Origin of the sequence: Psychroserpens sp. SPM9 (genome assembly GCF_025153525.1) — a bacterium.
Lineage (GTDB): Bacteria > Bacteroidota > Bacteroidia > Flavobacteriales > Flavobacteriaceae > Psychroserpens.
Map to the genome: position 1 here is coordinate 159,196 of NZ_JANZNR010000005.1, position 15,171 is coordinate 174,366.

At 35.9% G+C, this 15,171-nt stretch carries 7 protein-coding genes; all 7 read left to right on the forward strand.

All coding sequences use genetic code 11. The features are described 5' to 3' along the window. The first annotated feature begins 6 nt into the window (after positions 1–6). From N4270_RS11425 to N4270_RS11455, 7 genes are read left to right on the forward strand one after another with little or no spacing between them, the layout of a single operon-like run. A complete protein-coding gene (locus N4270_RS11425; protein ID WP_260097280.1) occupies positions 7–315 on the forward strand; it encodes an EthD family reductase in 309 nt (102 codons plus the stop codon). Between the two features lie 16 nt (positions 316–331). Next, positions 332–1,471 (forward strand): FIST signal transduction protein, encoded by a 1,140-nt coding sequence (locus tag N4270_RS11430; protein WP_260097281.1) that lies wholly within the window; start codon positions 332–334, stop codon positions 1,469–1,471. A gap of 3 nt (positions 1,472–1,474) precedes the next feature. Then, on the forward strand, positions 1,475–2,638 hold the full coding sequence (locus tag N4270_RS11435) for an FIST signal transduction protein (protein ID WP_260097284.1): 1,164 nt from the start codon (positions 1,475–1,477) through the stop codon (positions 2,636–2,638). Between the two features lie 2 nt (positions 2,639–2,640). Next, positions 2,641–3,801, forward strand: coding sequence for an FIST signal transduction protein (locus N4270_RS11440; protein ID WP_260097286.1), 1,161 nt, complete (start codon positions 2,641–2,643; stop codon positions 3,799–3,801). Then, the gene (locus N4270_RS11445) at positions 3,798–4,850 is read left to right on the forward strand and encodes a sensor histidine kinase (RefSeq protein ID WP_260097287.1); all 1,053 of its coding nucleotides are present in this window, start codon (positions 3,798–3,800) and stop codon (positions 4,848–4,850) included. Before N4270_RS11440 ends, N4270_RS11445 begins: the two co-directional genes overlap by 4 nt. A 3-nt stretch (positions 4,851–4,853) precedes the next feature. After that, a complete protein-coding gene (locus tag N4270_RS11450) occupies positions 4,854–13,022 on the forward strand; it encodes an ATP-binding protein (protein ID WP_260097288.1) in 8,169 nt (2,722 codons plus the stop codon). Continuing rightward, on the forward strand, positions 13,019–15,142 hold the full coding sequence (locus tag N4270_RS11455; protein ID WP_260097290.1) for an ATP-binding protein: 2,124 nt from the start codon (positions 13,019–13,021) through the stop codon (positions 15,140–15,142). The genes N4270_RS11450 and N4270_RS11455 overlap by 4 nt, the downstream gene beginning before the upstream one ends. The last annotated feature ends 29 nt before the right edge of the window (positions 15,143–15,171 follow it).

Genomic DNA, 15,171 nt, shown 5'->3' on the forward strand with positions numbered 1-15,171 from the left:
AATGATATGCTAAAATTAACTGTTTTATATGGTCATCCTAAAGATGCCGAAGCTTTTGAAAACTATTATAGTGAAAAACACTTACCACTAGCGGCAACCATGGAAGGTGTTGCTAAAATGGAGTTGACCAAATTTATGGGTACTCCAGATGGTCAAAAAGCTGATTATTACCGAATGGCTGAACTGTATTTTACAAGCCCAGAACAAATGCAAGAAACCATGAGCTCACCTGAAGGACAAGCCACTACAGATGATTTATCAAATTTCGCTACAGGTGGCGTCAATGTAATCGTGGGTATCACCGAAAATGATTAACAATTCATAAGAATACATGACTTCAAAAACCATAAAAGCAAATTCCACAGAAACCATTATTAAAGAAATTGATAATGCAACTTCTGGTAGTTTCAAACCAACATTAGCAGTCGTATTTCTGTCAATAAAACAAGACTGGAAAGTCATAAGTGAGGCATTAAACAAAAGAGATATTGCTGTTTTTGGAGCGACAACTTCTGGTGAGTTTATAGATGGAGAGATTGAAGAAGGCAGTATCGTTATGATGCTAATCGATATAAACCCTGAGCACTTTAAAATCCAATTCCTTGAAACAGGTGAGCACACAACCCACGAAAATGCAAAACAAATTGGTATCGCTGGAAAAAACACCTTTAAGAACCCTGCATTTATTATCGCTTCAGGCTGGTTGCATATAGATGGTGAAAAAATCATTGAAGGTATCATTGAAGGTTTTGGCAAAGAAGTAACTGTTTTTGGAGGCATGGCAGGTGATGATTTGGCCATGCAAGGACCCCTTGTTTTTACCAACAATAAAAGTGCTGTTAATGGTTTGGTCGCTCTAGTTATTGATGAAGATAAAATTGAAATCAATGGTATTGCCACTTGTGGTTGGAAACCTATTGGAACTACCAAAACCGTGACAAAAAGTGAAGGCAATATTGTCTATACCATTGATGACAAACCAGCCCTCGATATGGTGATGAAGTATCTTGGACTCGATATAGATTTAGATGCTGGTAATGATGTATTGACCAATATTGGGGCCTACTATCCTTTACAATTAGAAAGGGAAAATGTAACTCCAGTGATGCGTACAGCCATGTGGGGAAATAAAGAAGACCGTTCACTCATTTGTGCAGGCACTGTGCCACAAGGCGCAAAAGTAAGATTCTCTTTGCCTCCAGATTTTGATGCTATTGAACAAGTGATTGACGAATGTAAGGAGGTGAAAAATGAACGCCAACAGGAAGCCGATGCACTTATTATGTTTTCATGTATTAGTCGGCATTTATCATTCGGAATTTTAATGACGGAAGAAATTGAACAGGTAAAACAAGTTTGGGACGCTCCAATGGTTGGCTTTTTTAGCTATGGAGAATTCGGAAAATCTAAAACCGGTAAACATGAGTTTCACAATAACACCTGCTGTGTTGTGGCTTTAAAAGAAAAATAAACAATGACATCCAAAACCATAAAAGCAAATTCTACAGAAGCACTAATCAAAGACATTGATAAGATAACTTCTGATGGTTTTAAACCAACTTTAGCTATCGTGTTTTCTTCAATACAGCAAGATTGGAAAACCGTTAGTGACCTATTAGACAAAAAAGGTATGACGGTTTTTGGAGCAACCACAGCAGGCGAGTTTACAGATGGTGATATTGAAGAAGGGAGTATCGTTATGATGTTGCTCGATATGAATCCTGATTATTTTAAGTTAGAATTTCTTGAAACAAGTCAAGCAACCACAATAGAAGATGCAAAAAAACTTGGTGCCACGGCAAAAAAATCCTTTTCCAATCCTGCCTTAATTATAGCTACAGGCGGCATATTTATAGATGGTGACCTCGTTATTGAAGGTATAATGCGAGGCATTGGTGATGGAAACTCATCAAAAGAAAGCGAAGTCTCCATATTTGGTGGCATGGCAGGAGATGATTTAATAGCTGAAAAACCACTTGTGTTTACCAACGGAAAAAGTAAGGATAATGCGCTTATTGCGCTCATTATAGACGAAGATAAAATAGATGTTAGAGGCATAGCAACCTGTGGATGGGAAGCCATCGAAACTTCAAAAACAGTGACAAAAAGTGAAGGTAACATCGTTTACACTATAGACAACAAACCAGCATTGGATACATTAATGAAGTATCTTGGTGTTGATGTAAAATTAGATGAGAGCCAGGAAATCGTAGCATTTTTAAACTCTTGGTATTATCCGTTGCAATTAGAACGCGACAATGGCGACACGGTGATAAGAGCAACAAGATTTGCTAATCAGAAAGACCGCTCACTAATTTGCACTGGAAGTGTGCCTCAAGGGTCACAAATAAAATTTTCCCTACCACCAGATTTTGATGCTATAGAAACCGTAGTCGCAGAATGTGAAAGCATAAAGGACGATATAGAACAAAATGCCGATGCGCTTATTATGTTTTCATGCGTAAGTAGACATTTATCATTTGGCGCTTTAATAAAAGAAGAAATCGAACAGGTGCAAAATATTTGGAATGCGCCCATGGTTGGCTTTTTTACCTATGGTGAATATGGAAAATCAAAAATTGGCACACATGAGTTTCATAACAATGCATGCTGCGTTATTGCTTTAAAAGAGAAATAAATATGAAGAGTAAATCTATAAGTGGCAAATCCACAGAAGACATTAAAAAGAAACTAGAAAACAGTCTAACAGATGGGTTTGCACCTACAATTGCCTTAGTATTCATATCCGTTAAACAAGATAGAAAAGCTATTTGTGAGCTATTGGATTCTAAAAATATGGATGTCTTTGGTGCGACATCATGTGGTGAATTCATTAATGGTCATCAATCTGAAGGAGAAATTGCCATTTTACTTTTAGAATTAGCTAAGGAACACTATACCGTTTTGTTTGAAAACATGAAAGACGGAAATATGGATAATGCTGTTTCTAAGTTGGCAAATAGCGCTCTGAAACAATTTACGAATCCATCACTTATCGTATGTGGTCCGGGCATCAACCAAAAAGGAGAACATTTTGAAGGGGAAAAACTGGTTAAAAGTTTAGAAAAACAGCTAGGCTCAGAAAAATTATTTTTTGGCGGTATGGCAGGCGATGATTGGGCACTAAAAGAAACCTTCGTTTTTACCAATTCAAAAGAATCCAACTATGGAATCGTTGCACTGGCACTAAACGGAGATAAAATTTCCCTGAATGGGATGGCTATTACGGGATGGAAACCAATGGGAATCGCAAGAACTGTTACAAAAAGTGAAGGCAAGTTACTCCACGAAATAGATGGGAAATCTGCTGTAGAGCTATACCTAAAATACTTGGGTAAGTCAGATAAAATAACCGAAAAAGATTTTAAGATTTTTGAGGACCTAGCAATAGAATACCCATTTTTAGTAGAACGTGACAACAATGAAACCGTTATAAAATCACCAACAAAAATTGATCATGCAACAAATGCGCTGGTTATAGATAATCCAATGCCAGAAGGCACAAAATTTTGGTTCACACAACCACCAGAATTTGATATTGTTGAAGAGGTCATTGAAAAAGCTGCCAAGCTAAAAACAGATTTAAGTATAGACGCAGATGCGCTTTTAATATTTTCTTGTGGTGGTAGAAAACCAATTCTTGGTCCTATGGTAACCGATGAAAATGAAGGACTGGCCGAATTATGGAACACGCCAATGGCAGGCTTTTTTACCTATGGTGAATTTGGACGGGTTTTAAACGGAAGACAAAATTTTCATGGAGGAGCCTGTTGTTGGGTAACACTTAAAGAAAACGAATGAATCAACACCTACAACATATTCAAGATTTTATTGAAAGTTTAAATCATCTTTCCGAAGAAGATAAAGCTGCATTATTAAAATCTCTTAAAAGCGCAGATAAAGATTTACTGATTTCAGAGTTTAAATTAGAACGTACCGAAAAAGTAAAACGTACTACGGCTATCTTATTAGAAGAAACGATTGAAGAGCTTGAACTAAAACGAAAAGCCATTGAAGATTCTAACGAAGCCTTACAAAAATCCTTAAAAGAATTAAAAGCTGCACAATCACAATTAATTCAATCCGAAAAAATGGCAAGTTTGGGTGAATTAACGGCTGGCATCGCTCACGAAATTCAAAATCCGCTCAACTTCGTCAATAATTTTTCTGAAGTCAGTAAAGAATTATTAGAAGAAATGCTGGAAGAAATCCAAAATGGCGATATGGAAGAAGTCAATGCCATTGCCCAAGATGTCATAGAAAATTTAGAAAAAATAAATCACCATGGACAACGAGCAGACGGTATTGTCAAAGGGATGTTACAACATAGTCGAAAAAATTCTGGTGAAAAAGAAGCAACCGACATCAATGTGTTGGTAGATGAATACTTACGATTGGCTTATCATGGTTTACGAGCAAAAGATAAATCCTTTAATGCTAATTTAGAAACTAAATATGACGATTCTATCGGTAAACAAAGTATTGTGCCTCAAGATATTGGACGCGTGGTTCTAAACCTCATTACGAATGCGTTTTATGCTTGTAACCAGCGTTTACATGCTAAGACAGACATTAAAAAAAATGAATATCAACCTACCGTTTCAGTTCATACCCAAAAGATAAATCAAAGCGTTGAAATTTCTGTAGAAGATAATGGAAACGGCATTCCTAAAGATATTGTAGCCAAAATATTCCAGCCTTTTTTCACAACCAAACCTACTGGTCAAGGTACTGGATTAGGGCTAAGCCTAAGCTATGACATTATTAAAGCGCATGGCGGCGAATTAAATGTTGAAACAGAAGAAGGCAAAGGCACCAAATTTATAATCACGATACCAACAACCCACTAATTAATGAAACTGACCAAAAAAATAGAAACAGAAATAACACAATTCTTACAAAAGTATTGGGACACCTATTTTGAAGGTAATCTTATGCAGTGGCAGTCGTTTATAACTGAAGATTATAAAAATATTGGTACCAATCAGGAGGAAATATGGAATAGTAAAAGAGAGATTTTAGATTACACCAATAAAGTTTTAGACCAAATGGTTGGCAATGCTGTTGTTCGCAACAAAACTGTTCAAATTATTCCTTACGATCCTTATATCATGACCCATGAACTTGGTGACCTCTATATAAAAAATGGAAAAAAGTGGACTTTCTATGCGCCTATCAGATTGTCATCACTCATACAAAAACAAGATACAGGTTGGATCGTTTTACACCAACATGGTTCTTTCCCAGATTCCAAAACACAAAAAGGTGAGGCTTTCGCAGTTGATGCCATCAAAGCCGAAAACATCAAGCTTCAAAAAGCTGTACAAAAGCGGACAATTGAGCTTGAACAAAAAAATCGTGAATTAGAGGTTGAAACCGCTTTAGAACGCATTCGTGCACAAGCTGTCGCCATGAAAGAATCTTCAGACTTGTTGGATATTGTAGTTTCGATGCGTAAGGAGTTTATCAAACTCGGTCATGAAGCGCATTATTTCTGGCATATGATGTGGTTACCAGAAACCTATGAAAAAGCCATGACTTCTGGTGATGGTAGTAAAATTGGTTTTGTTATGGAACTACCAAGACATATTCATGGTGATATTCCACAATTAGCTAAATGGGAAAAAAGTAAAAAGCCAACAGTTGTTCATGCTATGAATGTTGACGACGCTTTAGACTATGTCCATAAAATGGTGACACTTGGCGATTTTCAGAATATAGATCCGCAAGCACCTACTGAAGAAGATATCAGGCATATTGGTGGCTTAACCTTCATTATGGCTCGCACTTCACACGGCGAAATTGGATACAGTTTACCAGGAGTCGTAAAAAATCCGCCCAAAGAAGACATTGATATTTTAATAAAATTTACTGGTGCTTTTGATTTAGCACATCAACGTTTTCTAGACTTACAGAAAGCTGAAAAACAAGCACGGGAAGTTGAGATACAATTAGCATTAGAAAAAATCCGCTCACGTTCCTTGGCCGTTCACAAGACCGAAGAATTTAATGAGGTCATGAGTATTGTTTTCGAAAAATTAAAAGAGTTGAATATTCCTGTTACTGCTGTTGGCATTGGAATACAAATACAAGGCTCAAAGGATCTCAATACTTACGTTTGTGGAGAAAATGAAACAGGCTTAGTTATCTCTAACTATAGGCTTCCCTATTTTAATAATAAAATTTCCAAGGATCTCTGTACTGCCATCGAAAAGCAAATAGATACTTATGTTGGTCATTATACAAAAAAACAAAAGGACACTTTTTATAAGTATGTGTTAAAAAACACCGTAGAGTTCAAAGACCTACCTGAAGATATTCTTAATATGATTTTCGAAAGTCCTTCATACACCATTACAATGGTAGCTTCAAAGCATGTTGTTTTTAATGTGAATGATTTTGAAGGCAAAGAATTATCTACGGATGACATTGAAATCATTAAAAGAGTGGCGAAGGTTTTTAATCAAGCCTACATACGTTTCCTCGACCTGCAACAAGCGGAAATCCAAGCGCAAAAAACTCAAATTGAACTGTCTCTAGAACGTATTCGCTCGCAAGTTACGGCTATGCAAGCGTCTTCTGATTTGTTTGATATTGTGGTAACCATGCGTAATGAATTCCTTTCACTAGGTCATGAAGCTGACTATTTCTGGCACATGAATTGGGCTAAAGACAATTACGAGATGTCCATGACAGCCGAAGATGGTGGTCGTCTTGGCATGGTCATAACCGTTCCAAAGTTCGTTCATGAACAAATGGAAGATTTACACCAATGGGAAAAAAGTAACAGTCCATATTTTGTACTTGCGCTTAATGGCAAAGATGCTTGGGATTATATTGACAAAATGAATACTTATGGCAAGTATAAGTTAGTAGATCCGCATGCACCTTCAGAAGAAGACATCCTTCATATTGGCGGATTGACCTTTATCATAGCACGTACAACCCATGGTGAAATTGGTTTTAGCCTTGCAGGAAAAGTAGATAATCCACCACAAGCATCGATAGAAATTTTAGTTCGTTTTGCCTCTGTATTTGATTTGGCCTATAAACGATTTGAAGACCTTAAAAAAGCTGAAGCACAAACGAGAGAAACCCAAATTGAATTGGCACTTGAAAAAGTAAGGAGTCGGTCCATGGCCATGCAAAAAAGTGATGAATTATCAGATGCCGCAGAAATACTCTATAAAGAATTTTACAAATTAGGAGTTACGCCTTTCTCTTGTGGTTATCTTATCAATAATGACACAGATAAACAATGGAATGTTTGGATGACCGATGCCAATAATGAGTCATTCAAAAGCTTTTGGACACTACCTTATAATGCAGACCAACATATTAAAGATAGATACGAAAATTGGCAAAAAAACAAACCATTTCACAGCACTGAACTTAAAGGTGATGCTAATATTGAGCACCATAAAATAATTGCTAAATACGCACCTTGGAAAAATGCATCTTTAAAAGATTTACCGGAAAGTTTGGTGTTGAGTAGCGCAAATTTTAAATATGGTCATCTATTGATTGTTACTGGTGAAGCACTAAGCGAGGGGACACAATCTATTTTAATTCGTTTCGCTAAAGTTTTCGAGCAAACCTACACGCGTTTCCTCGACCTTAGAAAAGCTGAAGCACAAACGAGAGAAACCCAAATTGAACTCGCCTTAGAGAAAGTACGAAGCCGAACCATGGCCATGCAACATAGTGATGAATTGCAAGAAGCCTCTTTTTTACTCGATCAACAAGTAAGAGCACTAGGCATTAAAACTTGGGGTTGTGCTTTCAATATTTACGGTGAAACCGAATCAACCGAGTGGTTTGGTAATGAAGCTGGTGTTTTACACACCTATACAGTTCCACGAGAAGGTATATTTAAAGACTATTACGACAAAGGGCAAAAAGGCGAAACACTTGTCATTCAAGAATTTTCTGGTGACGACTGTGTCGCTCATTACGAATATATGAGTTCACTTCCAGTTATAGGAGATGTATTAAAAACCTTAAAAGAAACAAACAATGGCTTTCCAACCTACCAAATAGACCATGTTGTTTATTTTAAATATGGTTATCTGTTATTTATTACGAGAGAACATGTACCAGACTCACATGCTATTTTTAAACGTTTTGCCAAAGTCTTTGAGCAAACCTACACACGCTTTCTGGACCTTCAAAAAGCAGAAGCACAGGCACGAGAAGCTCAGATTGAAGCCGCATTAGAAAGAGTAAGGTCTAGGAGCATAGGTATGCAGCAAAGTAAAGAACTTGCAAAGGTCGTTCTTCTATTAGATGAGGAATTAATTGGATTAGGCATAGAAGTCCATGGCACGCAAATTATTACTGATTTTGACAACGCTGAAAAAAAAGTCACTGTTTGGTTTGGTAAAAAGGGACAGGATTTTTTAGAACGCATTCATGTTCCCTATTTTGATCATCCAATAAGAAAAGAGTTTTATAACGCTTGGAAGAAGGGATTGGATATTCATACTGGGCAGTATTCAAAAACTGATAAAAATAATTTTTTTAGATTATTATTCAAAAATTCCGATTTTAGCAAAATAACCGAGGAAAGACAAAAATTTATATATGATTCCCCAGGTTTAACAAGAACTTCAGTACTCTTTAAAAACTCTATCTTAATTTTTCAACGGTATAGTCTTTCAGAATTTTCAGAAGAAGAAGTTGCAATTTTTAAACGATTCTCAAAAGTTTTCGAGCAAGCCTATACGCGCTTTCTCGATCTTCAAAAAGCGGAAACACAAGCACGAGAAGCACAAATAGAAAATGCTTTAGAAAAAGTACGAAGCCGTACCATGGCCATGCAACATAGTGAGGAACTGCCAGAAGCTGCCAACGTGTTATTTACAGAAGTACAGAATTTAGGAATTCCGGCTTGGAGTTGTGGTTACAATATTCTTTCCGAAGATAAAAAATCGAGTACATGTATCATGAGTAGCGAAGGTGAGATTCAGTCGCCTTTTATACTACCCTTAACAAAACATATAAGTCTTAAGCCATGGCACAAAGCTATTTTAAACAATGAACAATTCTTTGTGTATGAACAAGGAGACAAGGATTTGAAGGAGCATTACAACTATATGCAAAGTCTGCCAGAACTTCAAGATACTTTCAAACAATTAAGGGATGCTAATATTGCATTACCAACCTTTCAGGTCAATCATTTAGCGAAGTTTACAAATGGTTTTCTATTGTTCATTACTTATGAACGTGTGCCTGAAGCCCACGATATTTTTCAACGCTTTGCCAAAGTATTCGAACAGACGTATACAAGGTTTTTGGATTTACAAAAAGCAGAAGCACAGACACGCAAAGCACAAATTGAAGCAGCATTGGAGCGCACGCGTACCCAAAGTATGCTGATGCAACGTTCAGAAGAATTGGATGCCACGTCAAAGGTATTCCACGAGCAGTTGCAATTGTTGGGAATAGAGACTGAATTTTCCTATGTATGGTTGCCAAATGAAGCTAACAGCGAACATCAATTTTGGGTAGCATGGAACGCAGATGGAAAAAAGGATACTTCAACACAAAGTAAGGCCATTGTCTATCCTTTGGATAAATCAGAACCTTATACAGCTAAATGTTTTAAGGATTGGGAAAGTGGTGTCCCGGTACACATCCACCATATTAAACCTAAGGAGGTCGCAACATTCTTTTCGGCCTGGGAAGAGCTGTTGATGGATGCCAAAAATTTGACTCCAAAATATTTTTCAAATGGATTGTATTACGCTGAAGCTTTCATGAAATACGGTTGTTTCGGTATTAATATTAAACGCGCCATTACTGAAGAAGAAAATCAAATATTACAACGTTTTAGTGTAGAGTTTGAACGTACCTATACACGTTTCCTAGATCTTAAAAAAGCAGAAGCGCAAACACGTGAAGCACAAATAAATTTAGCCGTAGAACGTGTAAGAGCAAAAGCATTGGCCATGCATAAGTCTGAAGAGATTATGGAAGTGGTTGCCAAACTTAAAGAAGAAGTGATGTCTTTAGACATTCCAGATGTAATCGCTGCTACGATTTTTTTGAAAGAAGGCGAAGACAAAGTGAGAATGTGGGATTTAACAACGCTCGAAAAAAACGATGATGGTTATCAGATTCCTTTCGATATTACGTTTAAGCTCAAAAGAAGAGACCCAAATTTATATGTAAAACGCATTTGGGAAAACCCTAATAATTACTTTATTGAAATACAAGAAGGAAAAGACTTAAAAAGAATTGTCGCATGGTTAGGGGAAAACGATAAACTAAAAGTTGCCAAAGAAGTTGAAGAATATACAGAAGCCACAAAATTAAAACGCTTATATCATTCGGTAAAAAAGCTTAACAACGGAAAATTAGCCATCGACTTATTACATCCACCTTCAGATGAAATGGAAAACATTCTCACCAAAATGGGAGAAGCTTTCGATTTAGCTTACAAGCGTTTTCAGGATTTACAAAATGCGGAAACACAAGCTAGAGAATCACAAATTGAAGCAGCTTTAGAAAAAGTAAGGTCTCGTTCGTTAGCTATGCAAAAAAGTGACGAATTACTAGATGTAATTGGTATTGTATCAGAGCAAGCAAATACTTTAGGATTAAAATTTGATAGTATTAGTTTTGGTAAAAGCAGCAAAGAAGGTGTTTTCAATTTCTGGATGACCTCGAAAGGGCAACCAAAACCTATTCTAATGGATGTTCCTTATATAAAAAATAATGTACCACAACGTGTAATTAAAGCTCAAAAACAAGGTCTAAAGTTTTTAGCAGATGTTGTAACTGGGAATTCTTACAAGAAATGGAATAATCATATTTTAACCAATACTCCAATACAATTTTTTCCAGAAGTTATTAAAAACTATTTAACTGAAGCACCTGGTTTTGCTAGATCTTCCTTTTTTCTGAAGGAAATTACGTTATATGTAATGAATTACCAAGCCGAGCCATTTTCTGATACTGACAATGCTATTTTTAATCGATTTGCACAAGTTTTTGACCAATCCTATACACGCTTCCTCGACCTTCAAAAAGCAGAAGCGCAAGCTAGAGAAGCACAAATCGAAGCGGCTTTAGAACGTGTGCGTTCTCGAAGTATAGCTATGCATAAAAGTGAAGAATTACTTGATGTTATCAATGTTGTATCAGAACAATTGCAATTGCTTAATATTAAATTTAACAATGTCAGTTTTGGAATCAATGATGAAAATAAAGATCTTGAATTCTGGATGTCCTCACCTAGATGGACAAATCCATTTAAACTTCACATCCCTTATTTAGACAATCCAATGCCCAATCGTGCCATGGAGGCAAGGAAAAACAACAAAGATTTCTTTTCGGACACTTTAACAAAAAAAGAAAATAATACTTGGCATAAACACGTGTTTAAGCATTCTGAAATGGATCTGCTCGATGACGAAACTAAAAAGAATGTTTTTGACAGTCCAGGCTATGCAAGATCTACTGTTTTAATGACTAATATTTTTCTTACCATCGGAAACTATATCCCTAAATCTTATTCAAAAGAAGAAAACGAAATTTTTAAGCGTTTTGCAAAAGTCTTCGAGCAATCCTATACACGTTTTCTAGATCTTCAAAAAGCAGAAGAAAGAGCACGCGAATCACAAATAGATACGGCATTAGAACGCGTACGTTCTAGAACGATGGGCATGCAGAAATCTGATGAATTGGCAGAAACATCAGCAGTTCTTTTTCAGCAAATAAAAGAACTCGCTTCAGAAACTTGGAGCTGTGGCTTTTGCATTTGGCAAGATAATGATGAAGTTGAGTTATGGATGGGTGCGGATTCTGGTGGATTATTGCCACCTATGTTAATTCCCTATAAAAAAGAACCCACCCATAGAGAGATTTATGAAGCGTCACTAAGAAATGAACTTGAATATAACAAAGTATGGAATGGTAAAGCATTGAAAGAGCATTACGCATTTTTGAGAACCATTCCTTCTGTGGCAAAAGCTATAAAAGTGATGGAAGATTCTGGGCTTAGGTTACCAAAACAGCAATGTTACTACGTTGGTTTTTTTAAGCATGGTTATCTTTTATTGATTACGGAAGAACCAAACGATAATCTCGTTGATTTGAGCCAACGATTCACCAAGGTGTTCGACCTTACGTATACAAGGTTTTTAGACCTTCAGTTAAAAGAAAAACAAGCGGTAGAAATTTTGAATGAAAAGCAACGCTTAGAAAAAACATTGACAGACCTTAAACAAACCCAAAAACAATTAATACAATCCGAAAAAATGGCTTCTTTGGGTGAACTCACTGCTGGCATTGCGCACGAAATCCAAAACCCATTAAACTTCGTCAATAACTTTTCCGAAGTCAGTAAAGAGTTATTAGACGAAATGCTCGAGGAAATGGAAAATGGCGATTTGGAAGAAGTTAAAGCCATTATGGATGATGTCATTCAGAATTTAGAAAAGATTAACCATCATGGTAAGCGTGCTGATGGCATTGTAAAAGGCATGTTACAGCATAGTCGTGCCAGTGGTAACAAAAAGGAACCTACAAACATCAATGCTTTAGCAGATGAATATTTGCGATTGGCGTATCATGGATTACGTGCAAAAGACAAAAGTTTCAATGCACAATTAGTTACGGATTTCGATAAGGATATCACCACTGTTAATGTAATTCCTCAAGATTTAGGTCGCGTTATTTTAAATCTATTAACCAATGCGTTCTATGTGGTTAACGAAAAGAATAAAACTGGACTAAAAAATTATGAACCTACAGTTTCTATAAGTACTAAAAAGAAAAAGAATGACATAGAAATCAAAGTATCGGATAACGGAAACGGCATGCCTAGTTCGGTAAAGGATAAGATATTTCAACCATTTTTCACCACCAAACCTACTGGGCAAGGTACTGGTTTGGGATTGAGTATGAGCTATGATATAATTACCAAAGGACATGACGGCGAATTACAAGTAGACACAAAAGAAGGAAAAGGAACTAAATTTAAAATTATTATACCATTAACATCAACCAACCAATGAAACACATTTTATACATTTTAGCGTTTCTATTTTCGTTAACACTTTTTGGTCAAGAGGAAAAGGTTTTCACAATTACCGATACCACTTTAGTAAATAGATGGGCTCATCTCGCTGCTAATTGGAGTTATCAAAAAGGCGATAATATGGATTGGTCAGACCCTGAATTTGATGATTCGTCTTGGACAAAAATCTCAAGTTATAATTTAAACAAACCAGATAATAAAATTATTGGTGGTAATAATGAAATTGTATGGTTTCGCAAGCCCATTAAAACAGACAGCACACTCAATGATGCTATTGTGTTAAAAATTTATCAAGTTGGTGCCTCTGAAGTTTATCTCGATGGAAAACTTACACATAGCCTTGGTAAAGTGAGTTCCAATCCAGATGAAATTGAAACGTACAATTCACCTAACCACGTATTTTCTTTGCCTTTAGTAAAAAACAAAGAACATCTATTAGCAGTGAGGTTTGTGAATTCTCATCCAAAATATCCTATATATTACGAAAACGAAGGTCTTATTTGGATCCAAGCCACCTCATTACATAACGTATTAACCAACGAGCCAAAACTGGCTTTTCCAGATAATGAAAGAAGAAGCTGGACCAATAATTTATATATGGTTTTAGGTATAGGACTATTTATGTTTGTACTTTTTCTTTGTTTGTATATATTTTTCAAACGAGAAAAAATCAACGGCTATTTTGCATTAACCAGTCTATTTTTCTCTTGTTTTATTAGTAGTATCTTATTGGATTTTTCAAGTTACGTATATGCGTTTAAATATGATTTTACCACTGGTTTTTTTAGTGTTCTCTATAGCTTAACTTCTCTCTATTGCATTTACAAAATTTTCAATAAACGTATTGGGTTTGTTTTTTGGGGCATTACTGTAATAGGGATACTATTCATCCCTTCATTCTTTCTTTTTTCTACAATCTATGCTGCACCCATTTTTGGAATTATAATACTTTTTGAATTGATTAGAGTAAGTATTATTTCATTAAAATCTGATAAAATAGGAGCCCTAATTTTTCTTTCATTAGGTGCTATTAATTTAATATATTGGATTCTACTTTCATTGGATAGGCTAACCGATATTAATATCCCAAAATTACAAAACTATCAACCTTTTGCCTATGCCCTTTTACCCTTAAGTATTGCCATTTATTTGGGCTACTTCTTTGGTAAACGAAGTCAATCCTTACGTTTAAATTTAGAACGTGTCCAAAAACTATCTAGAGAAAAAGAAAGCATTTTATCAAAGCAAAACGAAACTTTAGAGCAGCAAGTAAAAGAGCGCACGGCTTCGCTTAACCAATCATTGGAAGAACTAAAAGCTACGCAATCTCAATTGATACAATCTGAGAAAATGGCTTCACTTGGAGAGTTAACTGCTGGTATTGCGCACGAAATTCAAAACCCGTTAAACTTCGTCAATAACTTTTCTGAAGTGAGTACAGAATTAATTGATGAAATGAACGAAGAACTAGAAAAAGGTGATTTAGATGAGGCTAAAGCCATTTCTAATGACATTAAGCAAAACCTGGAAAAAATTAATCATCATGGTCAACGTGCTGATGGTATTGTAAAAGGCATGTTGCAGCACAGTAGAAAAAATACAGGCGAAAAAGAATTAACTGACATCAATAAGTTAGCGGACGAATATTTTAGACTCGCTTATCACGGGTTGCGAGCCAAAGACAAATCGTTTAATGCACAACTCGAAACAGATTATGACGACAGCATTAAAACAATAAACATTATTCCGCAAGATATTGGTCGCGTTATACTCAATATAATCACAAATGCATTTTATGCGGTTAATGTAAAAAAATCAAATTCCGAATCCAAAGATTTTAAACCTACGGTTTCAGTAAGCACTAAAAATTTAAAAGATACTATTGAAATAATTATTAAAGATAATGGCAACGGAATTCCGAAAGACATCATAGACAAAATTTTCCAACCGTTTTTCACCACAAAACCTACCGGAAAAGGCACAGGACTAGGCTTATCTATGAGTTACGATATCATAAAAGCTCATAACGGAAAATTACAAGTAGAAAGTAAAGATAAAGAGGGAACCACATTTACAGTGAGCCTTCCAATAACATAAATTAAAAGGGGATTAATTTAAAAACTTAG

Bases quoted from the DNA above. Each gene is read 5' to 3' on its own strand.
- N4270_RS11435 (WP_260097284.1), top strand. From the start codon at position 1,475: ATGACATCCAAAACCATAAAAGCAAATTCTACAGAAGCACTAATCAAA.
- N4270_RS11445 (WP_260097287.1), top strand. From the start codon at position 3,798: ATGAATCAACACCTACAACATATTCAAGATTTTATTGAAAGTTTAAAT.
- N4270_RS11455 (WP_260097290.1), top strand. From the start codon at position 13,019: ATGAAACACATTTTATACATTTTAGCGTTTCTATTTTCGTTAACACTT.
- N4270_RS11425 (WP_260097280.1), top strand. From the start codon at position 7: ATGCTAAAATTAACTGTTTTATATGGTCATCCTAAAGATGCCGAAGCT.
- N4270_RS11450 (WP_260097288.1), top strand. From the start codon at position 4,854: ATGAAACTGACCAAAAAAATAGAAACAGAAATAACACAATTCTTACAA.
- N4270_RS11430 (WP_260097281.1), top strand. From the start codon at position 332: ATGACTTCAAAAACCATAAAAGCAAATTCCACAGAAACCATTATTAAA.
- N4270_RS11440 (WP_260097286.1), top strand. From the start codon at position 2,641: ATGAAGAGTAAATCTATAAGTGGCAAATCCACAGAAGACATTAAAAAG.